Annotated in this window: 16 protein-coding genes; 8 read left to right on the top strand and 8 right to left on the bottom strand. The window is 41.6% G+C overall.

The annotated features are described in order from the left end of the window. Positions 1 to 170: 170 nt before the first annotated feature. Positions 171 to 6,041 carry a S8 family serine peptidase gene (locus D0907_RS21200; protein ID WP_118844047.1) on the top strand — a complete coding sequence of 1,957 codons (5,871 nt, stop codon included), beginning with the start codon at positions 171 to 173 and terminating at the stop codon, positions 6,039 to 6,041. A gap of 511 nt (positions 6,042 to 6,552) precedes the next feature. Then, positions 6,553 to 7,395, top strand: a complete 843-nt coding sequence (locus D0907_RS03885) for a MipA/OmpV family protein (protein ID WP_075593813.1) — start codon at positions 6,553 to 6,555, stop codon at positions 7,393 to 7,395. Here the strand turns inward: D0907_RS03885 and D0907_RS03890 are convergent. Genes D0907_RS03890 through D0907_RS03900 form a run of 3 tightly spaced genes read right to left on the bottom strand, consistent with a single transcriptional unit; the run spans position 7,379 to position 9,656 of the window. Beyond that, positions 7,379 to 8,569, bottom strand: coding sequence for an ATP-binding protein (locus D0907_RS03890; RefSeq protein WP_118844048.1), 1,191 nt, complete (start codon positions 8,567 to 8,569; stop codon positions 7,379 to 7,381). The two genes, D0907_RS03885 and D0907_RS03890, sit on opposite strands and share 17 nt — an antisense overlap. Beyond that, positions 8,566 to 9,255, bottom strand: coding sequence for a response regulator transcription factor (locus D0907_RS03895; protein ID WP_036970639.1), 690 nt, complete (start codon positions 9,253 to 9,255; stop codon positions 8,566 to 8,568). Before D0907_RS03895 ends, D0907_RS03890 begins: the two co-directional genes overlap by 4 nt. Next, entirely contained in the window at positions 9,255 to 9,656 is a 402-nt protein-coding gene (locus tag D0907_RS03900; protein WP_036970636.1) for a DUF3019 domain-containing protein, read from the bottom strand. The genes D0907_RS03895 and D0907_RS03900 overlap by 1 nt, the downstream gene beginning before the upstream one ends. A gap of 536 nt (positions 9,657 to 10,192) precedes the next feature. Here D0907_RS03900 and D0907_RS03905 point away from each other — a divergent pair. Together D0907_RS03905 and D0907_RS03910 are read left to right on the top strand one after the other, a co-directional pair. Further along, on the top strand, positions 10,193 to 10,894 hold the full coding sequence (locus D0907_RS03905) for a DUF3581 domain-containing protein (RefSeq protein ID WP_036970634.1): 702 nt from the start codon (positions 10,193 to 10,195) through the stop codon (positions 10,892 to 10,894). 93 nt (positions 10,895 to 10,987) lie between these two features. Beyond that, complete coding sequence (locus D0907_RS03910) at positions 10,988 to 12,223, top strand: DEAD/DEAH box helicase (RefSeq protein ID WP_036970629.1); 1,236 nt, start codon at positions 10,988 to 10,990, stop codon at positions 12,221 to 12,223. Between the two features lie 206 nt (positions 12,224 to 12,429). On the opposite strand, the gene D0907_RS03915 is transcribed toward D0907_RS03910, so the two are convergent. Then, entirely contained in the window at positions 12,430 to 13,386 is a 957-nt protein-coding gene (locus tag D0907_RS03915) for a methylenetetrahydrofolate reductase (protein WP_065978452.1), read from the bottom strand. A gap of 257 nt (positions 13,387 to 13,643) precedes the next feature. Here D0907_RS03915 and D0907_RS03920 point away from each other — a divergent pair, with 257 nt between their 5' ends. Beyond that, entirely contained in the window at positions 13,644 to 16,529 is a 2,886-nt protein-coding gene (locus tag D0907_RS03920) for a M16 family metallopeptidase (RefSeq protein WP_118844049.1), read from the top strand. A gap of 19 nt (positions 16,530 to 16,548) precedes the next feature. On the opposite strand, the gene D0907_RS03925 is transcribed toward D0907_RS03920, so the two are convergent. From D0907_RS03925 to D0907_RS03935, 3 genes are all read right to left on the bottom strand, one after another. Next, the gene (locus tag D0907_RS03925; protein WP_118844050.1) at positions 16,549 to 17,490 is read right to left on the bottom strand and encodes a sensor domain-containing diguanylate cyclase; all 942 of its coding nucleotides are present in this window, start codon (positions 17,488 to 17,490) and stop codon (positions 16,549 to 16,551) included. 403 nt (positions 17,491 to 17,893) lie between these two features. After that, a complete protein-coding gene (locus tag D0907_RS03930) occupies positions 17,894 to 18,211 on the bottom strand; it encodes a helix-turn-helix transcriptional regulator (RefSeq protein WP_074989757.1) in 318 nt (105 codons plus the stop codon). A 3-nt stretch (positions 18,212 to 18,214) separates the two neighbouring features. Then, entirely contained in the window at positions 18,215 to 18,619 is a 405-nt protein-coding gene (locus D0907_RS03935; RefSeq protein WP_065978449.1) for a hypothetical protein, read from the bottom strand. A gap of 32 nt (positions 18,620 to 18,651) precedes the next feature. Between D0907_RS03935 and D0907_RS21010 the strand changes: the two genes are divergently transcribed. The 3 genes from D0907_RS21010 to D0907_RS03945 all read left to right on the top strand — a co-directional run bounded on the left by D0907_RS21010 (position 18,652) and on the right by D0907_RS03945 (position 20,476). Beyond that, positions 18,652 to 18,828, top strand: coding sequence for a hypothetical protein (locus D0907_RS21010; RefSeq protein WP_162898024.1), 177 nt, complete (start codon positions 18,652 to 18,654; stop codon positions 18,826 to 18,828). A 129-nt stretch (positions 18,829 to 18,957) separates the two neighbouring features. Next, complete coding sequence (gene cysE, locus D0907_RS03940; protein WP_036970620.1) at positions 18,958 to 19,782, top strand: serine O-acetyltransferase; 825 nt, start codon at positions 18,958 to 18,960, stop codon at positions 19,780 to 19,782. Between the two features lie 34 nt (positions 19,783 to 19,816). Next, positions 19,817 to 20,476 (top strand): hypothetical protein, encoded by a 660-nt coding sequence (locus D0907_RS03945; RefSeq protein WP_118844051.1) that lies wholly within the window; start codon positions 19,817 to 19,819, stop codon positions 20,474 to 20,476. Between the two features lie 11 nt (positions 20,477 to 20,487). Here D0907_RS03945 and xseA read toward each other — a convergent pair whose 3' ends face one another. Next, positions 20,488 to 21,822: an exodeoxyribonuclease VII large subunit gene (gene xseA, locus D0907_RS03950; RefSeq protein WP_036970617.1), complete on the bottom strand. Its 1,335-nt coding sequence runs from the start codon at positions 21,820 to 21,822 to the stop codon at positions 20,488 to 20,490. Between the last annotated feature and the right edge of the window lie 122 nt (positions 21,823 to 21,944).

Consider the following 21,944-nt stretch of genomic DNA (forward strand, 5'->3'; position numbering starts at 1 on the left):
ATACGATTATAGGAGTTTCAAGTATCTTAAATGTTAATTGTGTGTACAAAACGCTACACGAATGTAGGTAATTTTTTAATTCTCTGTGGTTATATTATAAGCGCGAGCGGTGGAATGGATATCCACCCAGCTTGAATAATTATACTAATTAACTATCCAGGGGATACTTTATGCAAGTGAAAACTCTCTCGATTGCTGTTGCCGCAGCTATCTATAGTGCCAGCGCTGCTCATGCAGTCGGTGTTGATAGTCAGCTTAAAACACAAAATCAATTAAAAGCACCTAATATTACATTTGAAGAAATCAAAGCATTTAGCAAAGAGTACAATCAAGGCGACTCAACTAGCATGATGCAGAATGATGGTCTAAATGTGCAATTGAGTGGACAAAATAAAAAGTTTACTGAAGAAGGCCTAGACGGTGAGCATATTTATATTGTTCGCTTAAGAGATAACTCTGTTGCACTTGAAGCGCGTGAGTTCGATTCGCCTTTAGCGAAAACAATGCAAACTCAAGGTGTGACAAAGGTTTTCGAAAAAGGTCAGCCGTCGATTTCTGCCGTGACCGAGTACCAAAATAAGCTACTTACAAAACAACGCACTGTTATGCAAAGCGTAACAGCTGTAACAGGCCGTACAGAAATGCGTCGTCAGTTCACTAAAGCATTGAATGGTTTCTCTGTAAAAATGACTGAACGTGAAGCAAGGAGTGTTGCTGAACTAGGAGCGGTCGCTTCTGTGATGCGTTCAAAAAATTACGATCTTTTATCTGATGAAGGCCCTCGTCATATTGGTGCAGACCAAGTGTGGGATGGCACAAGTGTTCCCAGCGGTATTAAAGGCAAAGGTGAAGGCCAAATTGTCGGCATTATCGATACGGGTATTAACTCTGATCACCCATCATTTGCTGCAGTAGGTGATGATGGTTATGAGCACATTAATCCATTTGGTAGCGGTAATTATGTGGGTGACTGTGTTGAAGAACCTGAAGAAATCCAATGTAATAGTAAGTTAATTGGTGTGCGTTCTTATGATGTGATCACTGATGCATTTGATGCCATGATCCCAGGTTGGCCTGCAATTGGTGAGGATTATCAAGGACATGGTTCTCATGTAGCATCAACTGCTGCGGGTAACGTCGTTAAAAATGTGCCTTATATGTTACCGAGTTTTGGTGAAAATACAGATGGTAATATCCTTGCAGAAGATTTATTCCCTGAGATTTCAGGTGTTGCACCCCATGCGAATATTATTGCTTATCAAGTATGTTACCCGTCAAGTGACGAATACAGAGGGTGTCCGGGCGAAGCGCTTGTTGCGGGTATTGAAGACGCGATTTCTGATGGTGTTGATGTAATCAACTTTTCAATCGGTGGTGCAGATTCGAACGTGTGGGCTGACCCTGTGCAACTTGCATTTTTAGCCGCGCGTGAAGCGGGCATTAACGTTGCAGCAGCGGCTGGTAATAGCGGACAAGGGTGTGGCAGCGCAGAGTGTTTTGGTTATTTAGATAACTCATCGCCTTGGCTGGCGCAAGTTGCAGCGACTACACACGGCCGTAGTGTTGCTGTTGAAACCGCCGTTGAGTTCGCTGGTTTTGCAGATGCCTCACTTGGATCTGAGGTTCCTAGCTGGTCAGAAACGGGTCTAGTAGGGGGCGCAATCAACAGTGAAGAAATCACCGGGGTTGTTGTTTGGGCTAAAGACTATGAAGATGTTAATGGTTTCAAAGATTACAACGGTTATTGTACAGCTGATTACCCTGAAAATACCTTTAACTTCTATAAGGATGGCACGGAGATAGCGGGTGCGGCTGATGGAACGACTAACGTTATTGTTATTTGTCAGCGTCACTTAGCAGCTGATCCTGCTGCGAATGCACGTACAGCAAAAGTTGAACACGTGAAAGCCGGTGGAGCGGATGGTTTCATCATGTACAACCGTGATGGTGCTCAAGGTACTGTTGCAGAAAGTTATTCTTTACCAGGTGTACACTTTACGTATGATCAATGGAATGGTGTTGATGGTAATGATGGCCTAGAAGACTGGGTCGATAGTTATTCAGAAATGGGCCATATGATCACTATTAAACCAACGGTGATTGAGCGTCGAGTTAACGCTGAAGATGCTGATTGGTTAGCAACGTTCTCATCGCGTGGTCCTTCATTCTCTAATATAGAAGTGCTCGCACCGACACTTGCTGCTCCGGGTGTTGATATCTATGCTGCTTATTCTGATGAGCATCCGTTTGTAACACCACATGGCCAAGATTATGCGGCAATTAGTGGTACTTCAATGGCATCTCCACATGTTGCGGGTTCAATGGCGTTACTTCGTCAAATTCACCCAGATTGGACTGCAGCTGAAGTTCAGTCAGCATTATCAATGACGGCTGAAAATGTGGTTAAATATCACCGCTTAAATAATAAAAATGATGTAGTTGCTGATGCGAAGACTTATCGTTCAGGTGCGGGTCGCATAAATGTTGCGCTAGCAGCAAAAGCGGGCTTTGTCATGGATGAGTCAGCAGATAACTTCTTAGCAGCAGATCCATTCAATGGCGGTACACCGCATAAACTTAACTTGCCTAATTTAGTTAACTTCTCATGTGCACCAGAGTGTCAATGGGTACGAACTATTAAAGCGACAGAAGACGGTACTTGGACCGTTAGTCATGAGGATGTTGAAAACTGGAGTTATGATGTTAATTCACAATCCGCTCAAAATGGTGTGAATATTGATATCTTCCCGAAAACTTTCTCATTGAAAAAAGGTGAGACACAAACCATTATCGTTAAAGCGTCGATTATGGATACGCAAGATTGGTTTAGTAACTCTGAAGTTGAGCTACACACGAACCTAGTATTCCAAGCTGAGGAAGCGGGTATTCCAGATGCACATTGGCCTGTAGCGTTTAAATATGATCGCGGTAACTTACCTTCAATGCTATCGACAACTGCGCATTCTGACGAAGGAACGTATGTTGCTAAAGGCATTATGTTACCAAACATCGAAGCACCTGTAGCACGTGTCTATGAACCAGTGAAAGCAGAAATTACTTCTGTAACACTGCCAAAAGATGACGATACTACCTTCCCTTGGACAATGAATCGTAAAGATGATGTAGCTGTTGAAGATATCTTAGATGAAGCAACATTCACTAAGTTTGTAACCGTCCCCGCTAATTCTAAACGTTTTATTGCAGAAACTGTCAGTGTTGAATCGGAACTTGATGGTTCACTGAAAAAAGGTAATCCAATCGTTTATGTAGGTAAAGACTACAATGGCGATGGTATTGTTCAGCCTCAAGATGAGATTTTATGCGTATCTAACCATCGAATCTACAACAACTTCTGTAATATTAATAACCCTGAAGAAGGTGAATATTGGGTTGTTTTATATAGCAGTAATAAAACCTCTGTAGGTCCAGTTGAAGAAACCTTTGAACTGGCAACTGCTGTTGTATCAGAGCAAGTTGCAACAGGGATGACTGCACGCCTTCCTGCGAGTGACGGTTTAAACAAAGTTGACATGACTGTTGATTGGAACATGGAATTTGATGCTAATAGTGTTTACTACTCATTATTGGATGTGGGCACATCAGCAGTTAATCCTGGTAACTTAGGTTCTATTCCATTCAAGATTAATCGTGGTAAAGATGTTGCGCACCTAGATGCGCCGAATACAGGTGCTAAAGTCGGTGACTTCGTTCCTTATACTTTTGAAGTATTGGCAAATAACTCAGGTGTTGACCGTGAATTTACTCTAGAACTAGCGATTCCAGAAGGTCTGGATGTTAAAGCTGAAAATGTTGCAATATCAACAACATCAGAAATCAATGTTGAAGTTGTTGATGGCAAGGTTGTTGTAACAGGAATGCAGGCTGATACGCGCGATGTTGAGCCAGACTACATTGTTACCGATAACATTACTGATGAGATGTGTCGTACACCTGACTTTGGTAATGCAAACCCAGGTGGTTATGTAGATTTATCACAGTTTGGAATTATGCCGTTGCTATCAGGTTTTGATGATAAAAACCTATATAACTATCGTGATGGCTATACCTTACCTATCGCAAGTTTTTACAATGGTGCGTACGATAACTTCAGTTTGTATAATAACACTGAAAATACAAACATTCAGAACCAGGTTATCCAAATTCGCGGCATGGGTACGGTGAATACAAGCGGTAGTCGCTTCTTCTACCCAGTTCACAATCCGTTCCCATATCACTCATTCCCATTTGAGAACATGGGTCCATTATGGCGTGGTTGGGAATTCTCTGAACAAGGCTTACTACGCTCTGTAATGTCTGTTGGCTTATCGTCAAACGAGGGTATTTCACTTGCAAGTACTGCAACGGGATGGGGGATTGTTGAGTGGGATAATGCATCTGATTATGACGATCCTGTTTATGACCGTTCAACAGGCACATACAGTTATACAAAACGTGATAACTCATTCGACTTCCAAGTGCTATTCAATGCAAATACGCGTTTTGGTAAAGGTGAACACGAAATTTACTATGCATACGATAATCTTGACTTTGGTACGACCCGTCCGCACGGCAGTATTGGTCTTCAAGGTTTCCGTGGCGAAGTATATGAATACGGTCCACTTGATAAATATCGCGGCGTTCAAGTTGCTTATAACAATCTAGATGAAGTTATTAGTGACGACTATGTTGTGTGTATGGATTACGTTGGCCCAGAATCATCACAGTTCGAAGTAACGGCATGGGCAGAAGTATTGCCATCAGCGGCAGGTCAAATGCTAAATATTGATGCGAAAGCAGCTATCTCTGGCCTAAATGACATGACAACGACTGCGACACTCAGTGTACCAAGCAACATCACGGTTGTAGCGCTTGACGATATGGTAACCACAGAAGAAACAGCAATTAGCTTTGATGTTCACTATATTGATGAAACAAACTCGAAAAATGAAATTTCAGTTATTTCAGACAATGTAAGTTTTGAAGTTGATGGCGATACAGTCACCGTAACACCCAATGAGAATTTCTACGGTGAAACAGAAGTGACGGTGGTTGTTTCTGACATTGAGAACCCATCAGATGCTGCAAGCACGACGTTTATGTTGACAGTAACTGGAGTGAGCGATGCACCTGTTGCAAATGTAGCGAATACAGAGATGGTTATCACAGAAGGCGATACGGTCACACTAGATGCATCAGCGTCAATGGACCCAGATGGTGATGAGCTGAGTTATAGCTGGCAAGGTAACGGTGTTATTGCAGATGCAAGCGCAGCGTTAACAACCGTGTCAGGCTTAACTGCGGGTGACCATGTATTTACAGTGACAGTATCAGATGGTGAACTTGAAACATCAGCAACTATGAATGTGAAAGTAGTTACTGTTGCAGAGCGCTTAGCAATTGATGCTATTTCTAACCAATCAGTAGATGAAGATAACAGCACAGAGATTGCGGTTAACTTTGACAACCAGTTAGGTAAAGAAACCGTTATTACAGCAATGGCTGACAATGCTGAAGTTGAGGTAATGGGTCATGAAACGGGTTCAATGCTAAAACTGACACCGGCAGCAAACTTCAATGGTGAAATTGAAGTAACAGTAATGGTTGCTTATACAGACGAGCCTTCGGCGGTAGCACAAACAACCTTTACACTGACAGTAAACGCAGTGAATGATGCGCCTGTTGTAGAGCTTGCAGAGACTCATTTATATGTACGTGAAGGTCAAGTACCGACACTTAGCGCAACGGCATCAGACCTTGATGGTGATGAGTTAACGTATGAGTGGACGGGTCCAGGTACGATAGAGTCAGCAAACAGTGCGAGCACGAAAGTGTCAGGTCTCGTTGCGGGTGACTATGTTTATACTGTGACAGTAAGTGATGGTACAACAACGGTTGAACAAAGCTTACAGTTATCAGTAACAGAAGCTCCCGAGGTTGATGACTCAGATGACGATGAGGATTCAAGCGGCTCACTTGCGTGGCTAACACTTCTAATGGCAGGTTTTGCAGGCTTAAGACGCCGTAAAGCGAAGCGCAGCTAATCACTCCCTAAGTGTGTTATGTGACAAAGGGCCTTCGGGCCCTTTTTTCGTTTGTGTACTCTGCTCGACTTAAAAGGATGTGGCCTACATGTCGTGTTTACTTCGCTTTTTAGTCAGGCTGTTTTATTAACGTTTGCAGTTAATTAAAAATGGGGGCAAAAGCCAGATTGCAAAAAGGGGGGATAGGGAAGGTGAGTGTTTATGTTACTCTTTTATAAGGGAAAATAAGTCATCTTAGAAAGATGGGTTTTTACCTTATAGCTAAAAGTAATAAAGCGATTGAAAATCCTCTGTAGCAAAATGTACAGAGTATTTCATATTTTTTTCAGTGTGTTAGTTTGAAGTAAGTGAGGGATTAGCCCCGCATTAACATACTTGTTGAGTGAAAAAATTATACAAAAATGTGTGCAAACGCTATGATCGCACCCAGAAGGGTGGAAACCTGTGGGTTATTAATCGTGTTTAGGCATCATTATAATCATTAATAATGCTATTAAGGTGAATTAAGTTGATGAAAAAATTGCTTGGCTTACTGTGTTGTTTAACGACGTCTATCGCTTATGCGCAGGGAGATGTAAAACAACCACAGTTGATAAAAAAGTCGACAATTCATGCCAGTATTACACTAGGATACGGTGGTATAGAGAACCCTGTTCTTGGTGCGGATAACGTCACGTCTCCTGTTTTACCAAGCGTGGCTTATTATGGTGATGATTGGTACTTCGACGACTTTTCGCTTGGTTACAGCTTAATCGAAACCCCAGATTACTATGTCGATTTACTCGGCCGCTTTAACGATGATGGTTTCTTTTTTGAGTTGGATGGTATCGATAAACTGTATGCCACGGGTGTCATTAGAACAGGCACTGATAGACCAACAAGACCCTCAGCTTCACCAATAAACCTGACCCCCATTGAACGCGATTTATCGTATATGGCAGGGGTAGCCTCAGCGGTAAACGTGTACGACTCTGTGTGGTTAAGTGCTGCATATTTTCACGATGTAACGCATGTACATGACGGTTATGAATTACTTTTGACTGGCTCTCGTGAATTTAAATTGTTTTCGGGTATCGCGGGTATAGAGGCCGGCGCGACCTATAAGAATGAAGAATTAATCGATTATTACTATACCGTTTTACCATCAGAAAGTGTGGTTCGCTTACCTAAATATGATTTAGAGAGTGCGGTTAATTATCACTTAAAAGTGAGTTACGTATACCCACTGAGTGACAGTTTTAGTATCGACTTTAAGCTCAAACACACGTGGCTTGATAGCCATTTGGCACGTTCACACATGATCGAAAAAAATGGTTACTTTTCGGGTTTTGCTGGAATTACTTACCACTTTTAGGCCAGCGTATTGCAATTTCAGCCCCACCGGTGTCTGTGTTGTTTGCAAGTGTTATGACCCCACCATGCCAGCTGGCAATGCGATGCACAATGTAGAGCCCTAACCCATAGCCGCTTGCGAGTTTATCCCCTTCACCTTGTTTAAAAGGCTCTATGAGTGCGTCAGCATTTATAGGCAGTCCGGGCCCGTCATCAGTCACACTAATGGTATAAAAATCACTTTCTTCCGCGCTGTGTATTAAAATGGTGTGTTTTGCGTACTTAGTGGCATTAATCAGCAAGTTTTGAACGGCAATGGCCATAAAGCTTGCTTCGCAATAGGCATTTATTACGTCTAATTTAACGCTAAACTTAAGCTCTTTGTAGAGTTCAAATTTGTGGATCTCAGTCTCAATCAACCTTGTCAGGTTGGTTTTCTCTTGATTAAAGACACTTTGTTGATGCTCTAATCGTGCAAATGACAAATATTGTTCAAGGCGTAATTCAATTTCATCGATATCGCGTTCTATTTGAATACTTTCTTCTGTTTCACATTCAGAAATCGACAGTGCAAAGCGCATTCGCGAGAGTGGGGTACGAATCTCATGGGAAATAATGCGTGATAAATCATTATGAAGTTGTACAAACTGTGTGATGCGATCAGACATATGAGTAAAGGTATTTGCTAAAGGCGCAATGGAGGAGTTTGGTTTGATATCCAGCTCTATGCGTTGCGGCTTTTTACTGAAACGGTATGCGGCACGTTGCAATAACCCTAAATCACGAAATACAGGGCGAATAAAGGCTAAGATCATGGCTGCAAGCAAAATGTAAAATGCAAAAAAAGCGAGCCAGTCATTTTTACTTTGTGAAATAAGCGTAATAGGGCCGACTCTTTGTATTGCACCATTATCGCTCTTCAAATAAACAAATTGTTGGCCGTTTTCATTGACACTGATAATGCCATCTCTGTCGAATGATGCCTGTAAAGAGTCAGGTAAAATTAACTCATTTTGATTAAATGCGTTAATACGCGTGTCTTTATGTTGAGCGATGAGTGCTAATTCATCCACACTGAGTTGAATACTAGGGGTTTGCTCTAAGAAAAACTGATTATAGAGTTGGCCAAATGCAAGCACTAAGGCAATTAAACTTACGGTGATGATTAAATAAAGTTTAAAAAACTGCTGCTTCATATTTCTGAAATATCCAAGCTGTATCCTTTACCTCGCACAGACTTGATATCTAAAGATTCTTTATGATCTTTAATGGTTTCTTTTAGTTTTTTCCTGAGTCGACTGATTTTTAAATCGATAGCACGGTCAAGTCCGTCGTACTCACGACCGATAATATGTTTGAACAAGACTTCACGTGAAACGGGTTGTGGTGAGTTTTTGGCAAGGTAGGCAATAATTTCAAATTCACTGTCGTTCAGGTTAAGCGCTGTGTTATGGAAAAAGATATCTCTTTTTTTATTATCGATGCGCAAAATATCGTTTTGTTTAGAAAAGTTATCTTGGCCAACTGAGTGGGTAATTATGGTTTTAATTTTGGCCAGTAGTAATTCAGGCTTGATTGGTTTTAAAAGATAGTCATAGGCGCCCAAATCTAACCCTTTAATTTGTGATTGCACTGAATCTAAGGCGGTTAAAAAGATCACCGGACAGCTGAACTTTTCTTTCAGCTGCGAAATTAGTTCAAAACCATTACCATCTGGGAGCATTATGTCGCAGATAATAAGTGATGGAATAAAGGTAATTTCGCTTTGGCGATATGCCTTTGCAGTATTAAAAACATCAATTGTGTAGCCATGCTTCAATAAATACGTTTGAATTAAGCTAGCTAGCTTTACATCATCTTCAATCAAAAAAATATGGTGCATTATAAACTCCAGCCAAAACGCCGTTTAATACGATAATCTTTAGCTTCATAGTTTGCTATTGAAAGTAATTGTTGTTGAACAACTTCATTGTTTATCGGATTTATTAGTTTAACAGTCAGCGGGTGCTCGGTTTTTATTATAAATTTTTCAATAATTAAGCCGTTTTGTGTATAGCACTGTGTGTACTGTGGGCGTTGTGTTACCTCTAAGCAAAGTTCTTTAAATGGGGCTAACCTAAAGTGAACTTGAATATTAAATTCACATACTTTTTGTTTTGTATCTGTTACACACACAATGGGTGATACTTTAAAAAAAGGCTGGTCTGTACTTTCATCGGCCAGCAAATTTGCTGAAAAGCACAAACATAAAAACAGTAATGACCAGCTTAATCGGTTTATCATTTAACCAAGCCCCTGTTTTCTAAAAGTCTTTTTTTCAAAGTAATATTAACCATTGAACGTTGGTGTAACGTACCTATCTCAATATGAGAGCTCATTTTTATGCCGCTTATTATAATTATGATTATGCAGCCTATGAGTGGCAATTACACGATAAAAAACGTGTTCATCATACCTTATTTACCGTTCCCGCCACAAATAGCACTAAGAACTGCCAGCGCTTTCAGACCTATTTGTGTTTTTGTCGCGACTTCTAAGTTAGCGCCTTGTTTTAAAATAGAATCTGAATTTATATTTAGTTAAAATTAATAACTTTTCATTACGCTCTGGCGCTGCTTTAGTGTTCACTATTGTTGTTCATTTGTTAACTGTTGCGTACAAATTGATACAAAGTTCATTTTAGATATAAAAACCAACATTTTAGTAATTGTAGCTAAACTCTCGCTGAGCGTGTGACTTATATTTAACAGATTCGACCTCTCCTATAAATTTTTCTGGTAGTATAGGCAGGTTATAAGCAGTTTAAGCAGTGAACAATTATGTTAAGTCCATTTTATCAGCAACATGCTGATTACGTCTCTATTACTCGTGAGCAAGGTTGTCGTTTTGCTAAGTCCGTGGCAGATGACTTTAATCCGTTACACGACAAAGATGCCAAAAAGTTTTGTGTACCTGGCGATTTACTTTTTTCGCTTGTACTCAGCCGTTACGGGATCAGCGAAAAGATGGAATTCACTTTTGCTGGTATGGTTGATGAGACATCAAAGCTCTCTTTTCCAGAAGGCGCCGATGAATTTGATATCACTGATGGCGATAAAGTAATGCTTAAAGTGAAACGTGAGGGGGCGGTCAGTCAATGTCCAGATTTGATCAATAGCTTAATTAAAAACTACGTTGAGTTTTCTGGTACCACTTTCCCGCATGTGATCATTCCATTAATGGGTAAGCAAGATGTAATGATCAATCCAGCACGACCTATGGTTATCTATGAGTCAATGCTCATTAATTTAGACCGACTTGATATTACGTCACCAGCGCTGCAATTCGCGGAGCCTGATTTCACTTATACAGGTAAGCGAGGAAAAATCACCTTACGTTTCGATTTATTAGAAAAGGGTGAAAAAGTCGGGTCAGGCGAAAAGCACATGGTGGTGTCAGGTATTCGTGAATACTGCCAAGCAACCGTGGATGATTTGATTGCGTTTTATAATCAACGCAAAGAAACACTTAAACCTGCATAACGGCAACGCTTGTAAGAAAAGGCGCTTTAGCGCCTTTTTTGTTTTTAGTGTTGCGCGTACAATAGACGTTTTACAGTAATTGTGCACCCTATCATGTCAGTAACCAGCTTTTCAGAGTTAAACCTTGCGCCTGAACTCCTTTCAGCATTGCAAGCAGAGAATTATCACACCCCAACGGCTATTCAAAGCCAAACTATCCCGCTTATTTTAGCCGGGGTTGATGTTATGGGAAGTGCACAAACAGGCACGGGTAAAACAGCTGCCTTTGTATTACCACTGCTTGATAACTTATTGCGTGAAGAGCCGCTGCCCGAGGCTGTAAAAGTTTTAATCCTGACACCAACGCGAGAGCTTGCACAGCAAGTATTTGCCAGTGTTGAGCGTTATGCAGCTAATACACCTATTAAAGCCGCGCTTGCTTATGGCGGCGCCAGTATTGGCCCACAAATTAAAGCCATTAAAGGTGCGCAAGTTGTGGTGGCTACACCGGGACGATTACTTGATCATGTGATTAAAGGGAGCATTAAATTATCTGCCATTAGTGCCCTTGTTTTTGATGAAGCAGATCGCATGCTTGATATGGGGTTCATTGATGAAATAAAGCGTATTCTTCGTCATGTTCCAAAACAGCGCCAAACCTTACTCTTTTCAGCCACATTTGATGACAGCATTTTTGAGCTAAGTAAACAGTTGTTGAATGATCCTAAGTTAGTTGAGGTTGATAAACGCAATTCGGCTGCTGTTGAAGTTGAACAGATTGTGTATGCGGTTGATGAGGATCGTAAACGCGAACTCGTTTCACATATGATCGGCATGAAAAATTGGCAACAAGTACTTATATTCACCCGCACTAAACAAACGGCCGATAGTCTGGCAAAAGAAATGTGTAAGGACGGCTTAAAAACGGAGTCTATTCACGGCGATAAAAGCCAAGGGGCGCGAGACAAAGCGCTGCAAAATTTTAAGACGGGTGTCACTCGAGTACTTGTCGCTACAGATGTTGCGGCGCGTGGCCTTGATATCGCCTCATTAAAGTATGTAATTAACTACGAACTACCCTATGTTGCAGAGGACTATGTTCACCGTATAGGGCGGACAGGACGAGCGGGTGAAACTGGGTTGGCCATGTCATTGGTGAGTATTGATGAGCAATGGTTACTGGATGAAATTGATGTTTTATTAGATACACGCTTAACACCACAATGGCTGCCAGGGTACGAGCCTGATTTAACAAAAGAGCCAAAACAAGTCCGAAAAAACACGAATAAGGCACGACGCTCTCGTGACAAAAAACGTATATTAGGGCAAAAAAATCCTAGGCGCCGATAGATTAAGCTGTATCAGTGCTAATTTAAGGGAGCCTAAATTAGCACTAATCAACACGCTAATAGCATAAAGTCGTATGTACATTAGCTTGGTGAACAAAAGCGTTTAATGAACTGTTATGCTTACCCGCATTTTCTTTGCTAGCGACCACGTTTTCTTGTTTTAAAATCGCTGTTAATTAAACGTATTGGTATAAACACGCACATTATTTAAGCGATTTGTTTTTCGGCTAGGTTTAATTCCATGGTTGCTTTAAGTAAGCGGTAAAGATTAATTGACGCATCAATTTCTTCTTTACGGTTTGTTAAGCTCTCAATATTTAAACCAAGTGGCACCGCTAAATGTGCGCAGCTTTGTAATATGAGGTCAAGATTTTCACGGCAAATGCGTACTGACTCACTCAATGGATTTGCAGAATCAAGCATGCGCCATTTTGTTGCCTCCGGTACAGAGATACCCAGCCACTCCATAAAATCTAACGTTTTCTCACCACCACAGGGTGTAAACGTTAAAATTATACGCTTAGGTGCGATGCCTAACGCTTTGCAGCTACGTGCATAGCTAGTGATTAAATCAATGGTTGCTTGTGCGTTGTAGACGGCTTGTGAAATAAAAAACTTACAACCTTGCTCTGTTTTTTCTAATAGACGGTCATGCTCGTTACGTTTGCTTGCATGGCGTTCAGCAATAGTCACACCGCCAAGAAACACATCATTGTCTTGCTTAGCAAGGGTGTTGTAAGCATCCGGTAAACTTAGTTTGATATCACCATGCGAAGATGGGCTGCCTACCAAGACTAGATTTTTTAAATCAAACTCATTACGTGTTTCGTGTAGCCAATCGGTAAATTCAGCTTCACCGCGCTGAGCAACACTTTTGTAAGTAATAACATCTAAATGAGACAGGCTACGCAACAAATGGCTGTACTCACGTGGGTCTACGGTTTCTTTAAATGGAAACGGACGCGGCTTTTCTGTACGGCTGCTCTCATCTTGAATGTCGTAGATAATGACACCATCGTATTCAATTTCATGAAGGCGACCCAATAATTTTTGTGCAATGGTTTCAAGCATGGCTTTATCAGTGCCTGATTTAGGCGGTGTGGTACCAATCAGGTATACACCCTGATTGGTGTCTTCAATTTTCTCTTGTAGTGATAAAGCCATAATCCTCATTCCAGCTCGTGCCTGCGTCTATGGGAAATAATATAGCAGCCATTTAGACGTCTAGATAGATTTTTCTGTTGAAAGTTTTTCAATGAGCATGAATTTAATTCAAGTTGGTGGTGAGGTGTTATCTTAAATTGACACACCTGTTTACATTAATTGTGCCCTTGACCCTCATATTTTCCAGTACTTTCATGCATAATCAAACACAACTGATTATGAGAAAAATAACTAACAAGTAAAATTAAAGGATCATTATGACATTTAGATTATTAGCGACCAGTGTTGCTGTAACGCTTGCTCTTAGCGGGTGTGCGACGAATTCACAATCAAATATGGTTAAAGAAGTCGAAATAGAACAGGTTGTCAGCCAAGAAGATAACCGTGTATTTAGCCAAGATTACGTTTTAGAAGAACTAGAAAATGGTCTTCGTGTCATGGTGGTAAAAACGGATTACCCCGATGTTGTTTCATTACAAATTCCCGTGTCGGTAGGTTCTCGTAACGAAGTAGAAGAAGGCAAAACGGGCTTTGCTCACTTTTTTGAGCACATGATGTTTAAAGGCTCAGAAAAATTCCCACAAGACGTGTATTCAGATATTTTAAAAAACTCGGGTGTTGATAACCGCGCGTATACTACTAATGATTACACCAACTATCATTTAAACTTCTCAAAAGAGCACCTTGATAAAGTGCTTGAAATTGAAGCTGATATCTTTCAAAACCTCACGTACAGCGAAGAACAGTTCCGTACAGAAGCCTTAACAGTGAAAGGTGAGTACTTAAAAAATAATGCCAGTCCAATTCGTAAATTGCTTTCAGCAGTGCGTAACGAAGCATTTGAGAAACATACTTATAAACACACCACGATGGGCTTTTTTGAAGACATTGAAGCCATGCCAGATCAAATGGCTTACGGGAAAGAGTTTTTCGCAAAATTTTATAAACCAGAATATGTATCGTTGGTCATTGTTGGTGATGTCGACCCTCAAGAAACCATGGCAATGGTGAAAAAACATTGGGGTAACTGGAAAAAAGGTGATTACCAAGCAGATATTCCAGTAGAGCCAAAGCAACAAGCGCCAAAATATATACATGAGCAGAATGACGGTTTACCAGGCCATTGGTTGCTTGTATCGTATAAAGGCACTGCGTGGGATCCAACGCAAAAAGATCGCGCCGCACTTGATTTAATCTCACAGCTTTATTTCTCAAATAACTCAGCGCTTTATCAAGAATTGGTGGTTGATAAGCAAATCGCAAGTCAAATGTTCACTTATAATCCTGATACAAAAGATCCGGGGTTATTGCATGTCTTTGTAAAAGTAGAAAACGAAGCCGATCTTGCAAAAGCACGTGATGCCATTAACCGCACATATGTACAAGCACGCACTGAGCTTGTTGATGCCCAAAAACTGGCAGACTTAAAATCAAATTTAAAATACAGCTTTATCAATGGGCTTGATTCATCGCAATCAATCGCCTCGACACTTGCAAGCTACATGCATTTTGAGCGTGATCCAGAGGTAATCAATCAGCTCTATGCGACTGCCGATAGCATCACCCCAGAAGACATTAAAGCGATAGCGAATAAATACTTTGTTGATTCAAGCCGAACTACAGTGACGATGTCGGCTTTAGATAACGTGGCAGGATTTGAGCAAGAAGTTGACCTAAACGCAGCCGTTGCAAGTACAGAACAAGCGCCAACAGAGCGTCATTTTAAAGTGCTCGATAAAACCAACAGTTCACCATTGGTTGATGTTAACTGGTTATTTAATACCGGTGCCGCGGCCGATCCAGCAGGTAAAAAAGGCGTCGCCGCATTAACGGCAGCCATGCTTGCGAAAGGTGGCTCAGAAACGATGAGCTATAAAGACATTCAAAAAGCGTTATACCCACTCGCGGGTAGCTTTGGGTATCAAATCGATAAAGAGATGATTTCGTTGCGCGGTCGTGTACACAAAGACAATGCGGCACAGTGGTATGCGCTTGTGAGTGAACAATTACTCAACCCAGGTTTTAGAGAAGATGACTTCAAACGCCTGAAAAAAGAGCTTATCGATAGCATTAAAGCGGGGCTTAAAGCATCAAACGATGAAGAGCTCGGTAAAGAAGTGCTTTATCATCAACTGTATAAAGGCCACCCATACGAAAGCTATAACTATGGTGACTTATCTGATCTGGAAGCATTGACGCTTGATGATGTAAAAGCGTTTTACGACAAGCAATTCACACAATCAAAACTAACTGTAGGTTTAATTGGTGCGATTCCAAGCGATGTAAAATCGGCGATGCTAAAAGATTTAACATCGCTGCCACAAGGCAAAGAAAGCCGTTTAGTAATTCCCGATGCGCCAGCACTGAGTGGTCACCATGCCACCATTGTTGAAAAGTCGGCGCAATCAACAGCCGTGTCGTTTGGTTTCCCAATAGAGACGATTCGTAGTAGTGAAGATTGGACTGCATTATGGCTAGTGCGTTCATACTTTGGCGAGCACAGAAGTTCAAATAGCTTCTTGTATCAGCGTATTCGTCAAACCCGTGGTATGAACTACGGTGACTATGCGTACGTTGAATACTTCCCACGTGGTATGTTCCAAACTAAGCCTGATGCGAACTTAGGCCGCTCTGAGCAAATTTTCCAAGTATGGCTGCGTCCATTGCGCTCTAATAACGATGCGCACTTTGCAACCCGTACCGCGTTATTCGAGTTAGATAAGCTTATTAAAAACGGCATCAGCAAAGAAGATTTTGAAGCAACGCGCAACTTCTTAATTAACTTTGTGCCACAAATGGTGGCAAGCCAAGACCGCCAACTAGGCTACGCGCTAGATAGTGAGTTTTATAATACAGAGAGCTTTGTTGACTATGTACGTGGCAAGCTTGAAAAGCTAACACTTGAGGATGTGAACCGTGTTATTCGCGAGAATCTGCAAACCGACAATATTCACTATGTGTTTATTACAGGTGACGGTAAAGACATGCAAAAGCGCTTAGCGTCAGAGCAAACATCGCCTATGGTTTATAACGCAGAAAAACCAGCAGAACTTGTCGCGGAAGACAACGTGATTGCTGATTATAAGCTCGCTATTCCAGCGAAAAATATATCAGTCGTTGATGTAGAAAAGGTGTTTCAATAACACACAATAGAGTGCTCCTTTAGGGGCACTCTTCTTTATTTGTTTGCGGGTAGTGATCAGCAACAACAAGTTTGTTGCGGCCAGTATCCTTCGCTTGATAAAGTGCATTATCGGCCATTTCGATCAATTGCATGGCATTATCAGCGACGTTTGGCACAAGTGTTGCCAAACCAATACTGACTGTTAAAGGGTGGCCAGCCAGTTCGGGGAGCTTTAATGCTGTAAGCTCGGCCATAAAACGCGTTAATAGCATTTGAGCCTGTAAACAGTGAGTATTTCCCAACACTAATATAAATTCTTCGCCACCGTATCTTGCACATAAATCGCCAGGTCTACGCGCGTAGTCGGGCAGTATTTTTGCGACTTCTTTTAGGCAAGTGTCACCAACGACATGGCCAAAGTTATCATTGAGAAGTTTGAAGTTATCTAAATCAATCATCGCCAGCGATATGGGAAGTTTGAGTCGCATGCAGCGGCTCCACTCTTGCTCATAAAAGTCATCAAAATGACGTCGATTAGCAATTTGTGTCAGACCATCAATATGCGCTAACTCTTGAACTTGCTGTTCAGCAAGTTTTCGTTCAGTGATGTTTAAATGACTAATCACCACGAAACGCTGCGCATTATACTCCAGTGGCACAGCACGCATCATAAACCAGCGTTTTTCGATGTCGCTATGACAAGGGTACTCTAAGTAAAATTCAGGTTCTTGATGATTGATGACTTTATTGAGACCTGCTAAGGCTTTTATTCCAAAATCATCGCCTTGTATTGCGGCTGACTTGCAGATAGCTAAGTAATTTTGTTTCTGCCATTGAATATTACAGTCACAGTTATTCTCATCGCCAAACGTTTGCCAACTGCGATTAACAAATATGATATCGCCCAGCTCATTGATAACAACGATATGCTCTGAGATGGTATCAAGTATTAATTTCAAAAATTCTTTTGATTCAACCACATTGGTTCCTGACCATGACTACTCAATTAAGATTAGCAATAAATGCTGAGTTTTCACTGTTGTTGATGTAAAAAATAATCCGAAGCACTTAATTTATTGCGCAGTTCATTTTACTGCATTGTGAAGGTGTTACAACAGGGAATAAGTCGATACTTCAAATAACAGTAAAACAGGTTACTCATATTTTAAGTAACCTGTTTTACGTAATAGAGAGGCTGTTGAGTCGGTTTTAAGGTTTTGCTATTTAGTTTTCTGCCAGAATCACACCAAGGCTCAACTCTGACAGTTAATCTATTTGTTATAACAATGCGCCAACTTCCACGCCGATAGCTAACAACAAGGTTGCTGCAACAAAGGCGATGAGCACTGCGTGACCACGCTGTTCTTTTTTCATCGTTCACTCCTAAAAAATAACAAATACTGTTGCCATACCCAGTGCAAAACTAACACACGATGAAGCTGCAACAATTGCGGCCAAGTTTTGCTTCGATACTGCTTTTGCTTCGCTTTCAACGGCTGGTTCATCGTCTAGTTTGATAAGCTCACCTTGGCGTACTTCAAATACCGCACATAGGCTCATGGTGGTTTCTTTTGATGCCGCACCTTCTTTTTCAACGCGTTGAATGGTTCGTAGGCTTACATCACAGGCGTCGGCCAACTGCTGTTGTGTCCAGTCGAACTTAAGCCTTAATGTTTTAATTGTATTAGGGTTTAATTGCATCACTTACTTCCCAATAAACGGCTCGATAAGTGTGATAAAGGCAAAACCAAAAATAGCCCCCCCAATAAAGCAACCTAAGGTAACCATAGCAACTTGTTTTGGGTTATCAGTCAGTGCGGTTTGCGTGCTTTGCTTTACCAATTTGCCAGCTTTAAAAAACGAACATTCAAGCTTGCCTGTTAGCATATTTTGCATCTTAAATTCGACTGCATACGCATTATCTTGGTAGTTAAAGTCGTGACGACTTTTAAAGCCGAAGCTGCGCTTCTCACTAACCAATTCATCGTTTACATATATTTCTTCTTTGCCGCTCATGATGTGACCAAAGCATGCGATTTGGTTATCACCATCTTGAAAGTAAAGTTTATAACCTAGTTTATGTGAGTTTAGTACGTCGTTTTTCATCATCGTTTCCTTGTTAAGTTGATGATGTAAATTTAATGATTATTTTTGTTTTTTACGCCGTCAGCGATACGCCAGTCCCTATTTTGGCATATGACAGCCAAGATGTCATATTGGTTTTGTTATTGAAATATAAGCGAATTATTTTAAGTGGTTCGATTGATGTTGTATCGGTCACTGTCGTATTGGCTTGCACTAAAATAACCGTTAGATAACAAAAAAGTAGCGATGACACTCTGGTTATTAGATATAACCAGAACAAATAAACAACGGGTTAGTACATCTTGCTACAAATCCGTTAAACTTAAGGCATAGCAGTTAGGTACAACCAGAAAGGCAAAAATATGCGTCATGAAATTTGGCAACAGCTTCGCGAAGAAGCAAACGAAGTCGTTACTCGCGAACCATTATTAGCAAGTCATGTTTACTCGTGTGTGTTAAATCATGAGTGTTTGGGGTCGGCGCTGAGTTTTATTGTTGCTAATAAGCTGGCAGATGCCGTCGTGTCAGCATTTACTATTCGTGAATTATTTGACCAAGCCTTTGTAAAATGTGACTTAATGCTAACGCATGTGGCCCATGACATAAAAGCTGTTAAAGATCGTGACCCCGCAGCCGATAGTTATTTAACTGTGATACTTAACTTAAAGGGCTTCCATGCAATACAAGCACACCGACTCGCACATTGTTTATGGCTGCAAAACAGAAAAGAGCTTGCTCGCTTTATTCAAAGTAGAACCTCAGAAGTATTTGGCGTTGATATCCATCCTGCTTGTAAAGTCGGTCATGGTATTATGTTTGACCATGCAACTGGGATTGTAATTGGTGAAACCGCGGTTATCGAAGATAACGTATCGATTCTACAGTCTGTGACATTAGGCGGTACGGGTAATGAGCAAGGCGATCGCCATCCTAAAATTCGCGCAGGCGTTCTAATTGGCGCGGGTGCAAAAGTACTTGGTAATATAGAAGTCGGTGAGGGTGCGCGTATTGGCGCAAACTCTGTGGTATTGAGTCCTGTTCCTGCCCATACAACGGTGGTTGGGGTGCCAGCTAAAGTAGTCGGTAAACCAAACTGCCCATGCCCCGCAGAAAGCATGAATCAAAACTTTTTAGATGATAGTGCAGCCACCCCTAGCAATGAATCGCATACGAGTGCTATGTTGTAATTTCAATTACATTGTTATTTAAAGGGCAACGGAAGTGTCTAAATTATCTTTAGGGTTAGTCGTTGCAGCGTCTTTTTTATGTGGCGCTGCTGCGATGTCGTTCTATCAATCTTTTTCTGCTACAACAACGTCTGACATTGAGCCAGCAGCGCCGAGTGTTGCTGGTTATGAACCGCATGAAACTTCATCTGTGAGCATTAAAAAACCTGAAACCATGAGCGCTCAAAATGAGCCACTCAACAAGGCGCCTATAGAATCCGCTACGGCAACTGAGCTTGTGCAACAAATTGAAGAGTTACAGCAGCAAGTGGCAAATCAACAAACAATTATAGCCAGTTACAAAGCGGCGGTTGTCTCACCGCAACAGATTAGTTCGCGTACCGAGGCATTGTACAGTTTATTAGAAGAGCAGGCGCGTGATGAAGCATGGGCGTATCAAACAGAAACGGCCATGGCAGACTTTCTTATCATGGCCGATTTACCTGTACAGCCAGATATGACTGTTGCCAACTGTAAAACCTCCGTCTGTGAATTTAAATTGCAACAGCCTGAAGGGGTTGATTCACTTCCTGCACATTATTGGCGAAATATCAGCGATAAGTTGATGGAGCAAGGCTGGTGGAAGCAGTTTAAATACTCTTCTTCCACATCAAGCGACGATACTCTGAGCATCATTGTTAGTACTGAACAGTAAATAACGCACAGCTAGATCACGTTTGATTTTAATTGGCCGTCCGCTAGTTCAGTTATCAATAATTCCCCTGATTTGATATCAGCCACTGACTTCACAACGTGACCGTGCTCATTTTTAGTGATGCTGTAGCCACGTGCTAGCACGCTTAGCGGACTCACCGAGTCTAAACGGCTTGCTTGCAGTGAAAGGGTGTTACGAGAGATTGAGAGCTGTTGTTGCATAGCTTGCGTTAAACGGCCATGTAATTGCACTAATTGATGTTCGCTTCTGGCCAGCTGCTTTTCAGGTGAACGCTGCATTAAACGCGGTGTTAAGTTTGCAAGAACGCGCTCATAATGCTGAATTTTACCGTTAATAGCGCTGTGCAATGCGAGGGTTAACTCATCTAATTTTTGAGTTTGCTGGTTTAACTGGTTACGCGGATGACACAGCTGCAAACGATGTTCAAACTGTGTTGCAGTGCTGCGTTTAACAGACAGTGTATGTTTAAATGCATGGTGTAAATGCTTCACTAACTGACTGACTTTATTGTGTAGCTCCTGCGTGTTAGGGCTAACAAGCTCGGCAGCGGCAGAAGGTGTAGCGGCACGTATATCGGCTACATAATCACTGATTGTGGTGTCGACCTCATGCCCAACTGCGCTGACAATAGGTAATTCACTGGCAAATATAGCGCGGGCGAGTTGTTCATTGTTAAAGCACCATAGATCTTCTAATGAGCCACCGCCACGACCGAGTATTAATACATCAACTTCATGTCGCTGGTTAGCAATATTAATTTTTTCAATAAGTTGGCTGTGGGCATCAGCCCCTTGCACCATGGCAGGGTAAATCACAACTTCAAGCTGCGGTGCGCGACGCTTTAAAACGGTTAAAATATCGCGGATGGCAGCCCCAGTCGCAGAGGTAATGACACCAACGCGGTTTATCGTAGTGGGGAGGGGCTTTTTATGTGCAGAACTAAAAAGGCCTTCAGCGGCAAGGCGCATTTTCAGTGCATCGAATTCTTGTTTTAGTAACCCTTCACCAGCCGGTGCCATATGCTCAACAATGAGTTGATAATCACCGCGCGGTTCGTACAATGAAACCCGAGCACGCACTGTGACTTGCGCGCCATTTGTTGGGCGAAAAGTCTGTCCACGGTTATTGCCTCGCCACATAGCCGCTTTCACTTGAGCTCTGTCGTCTTTTAAAGTGAAATACCAATGGCCTGAAGCCGGGGCAATAAAATTAGAAATCTCGCCCGTTAACACAAGTGATGAAAAGCCTTGCTCTAAAACATGGCGAATTTCCTTATTTAGGCGCGAGACCGTATAAATAGGCTGTGTTGAGTGCGTTAAAGCCATTTAAAACCCCAATAAAATAAACTGCGTCTACTTTATCATAAATAAATGCGGAATTTTATTTACTCATGCGCATAACGCTGATAAAATTTGGCCGCAATTCCTTATACTCAGATCCACATGTG

This window comes from Pseudoalteromonas lipolytica, assembly GCF_003515105.1.
Taxonomy (GTDB): Bacteria; Pseudomonadota; Gammaproteobacteria; order Enterobacterales; family Alteromonadaceae; genus Pseudoalteromonas; species Pseudoalteromonas lipolytica.

Bases quoted from the DNA above. Each gene is read 5' to 3' on its own strand.
- D0907_RS21200 (WP_118844047.1), top strand. From the start codon at position 171: ATGCAAGTGAAAACTCTCTCGATTGCTGTTGCCGCAGCTATCTATAGT.
- D0907_RS03885 (WP_075593813.1), top strand. From the start codon at position 6,553: ATGAAAAAATTGCTTGGCTTACTGTGTTGTTTAACGACGTCTATCGCT.
- D0907_RS03890 (WP_118844048.1), bottom strand. From the start codon at position 8,569: ATGAAGCAGCAGTTTTTTAAACTTTATTTAATCATCACCGTAAGTTTA.
- D0907_RS03895 (WP_036970639.1), bottom strand. From the start codon at position 9,255: ATGCACCATATTTTTTTGATTGAAGATGATGTAAAGCTAGCTAGCTTA.
- D0907_RS03900 (WP_036970636.1), bottom strand. From the start codon at position 9,656: ATGATAAACCGATTAAGCTGGTCATTACTGTTTTTATGTTTGTGCTTT.
- D0907_RS03905 (WP_036970634.1), top strand. From the start codon at position 10,193: ATGTTAAGTCCATTTTATCAGCAACATGCTGATTACGTCTCTATTACT.
- D0907_RS03910 (WP_036970629.1), top strand. From the start codon at position 10,988: ATGTCAGTAACCAGCTTTTCAGAGTTAAACCTTGCGCCTGAACTCCTT.
- D0907_RS03915 (WP_065978452.1), bottom strand. From the start codon at position 13,386: ATGGCTTTATCACTACAAGAGAAAATTGAAGACACCAATCAGGGTGTA.
- D0907_RS03920 (WP_118844049.1), top strand. From the start codon at position 13,644: ATGACATTTAGATTATTAGCGACCAGTGTTGCTGTAACGCTTGCTCTT.
- D0907_RS03930 (WP_074989757.1), bottom strand. From the start codon at position 18,211: ATGCAATTAAACCCTAATACAATTAAAACATTAAGGCTTAAGTTCGAC.
- D0907_RS03935 (WP_065978449.1), bottom strand. From the start codon at position 18,619: ATGATGAAAAACGACGTACTAAACTCACATAAACTAGGTTATAAACTT.
- D0907_RS21010 (WP_162898024.1), top strand. From the start codon at position 18,652: ATGATTATTTTTGTTTTTTACGCCGTCAGCGATACGCCAGTCCCTATT.
- cysE (WP_036970620.1), top strand. From the start codon at position 18,958: ATGCGTCATGAAATTTGGCAACAGCTTCGCGAAGAAGCAAACGAAGTC.
- xseA (WP_036970617.1), bottom strand. From the start codon at position 21,822: ATGGCTTTAACGCACTCAACACAGCCTATTTATACGGTCTCGCGCCTA.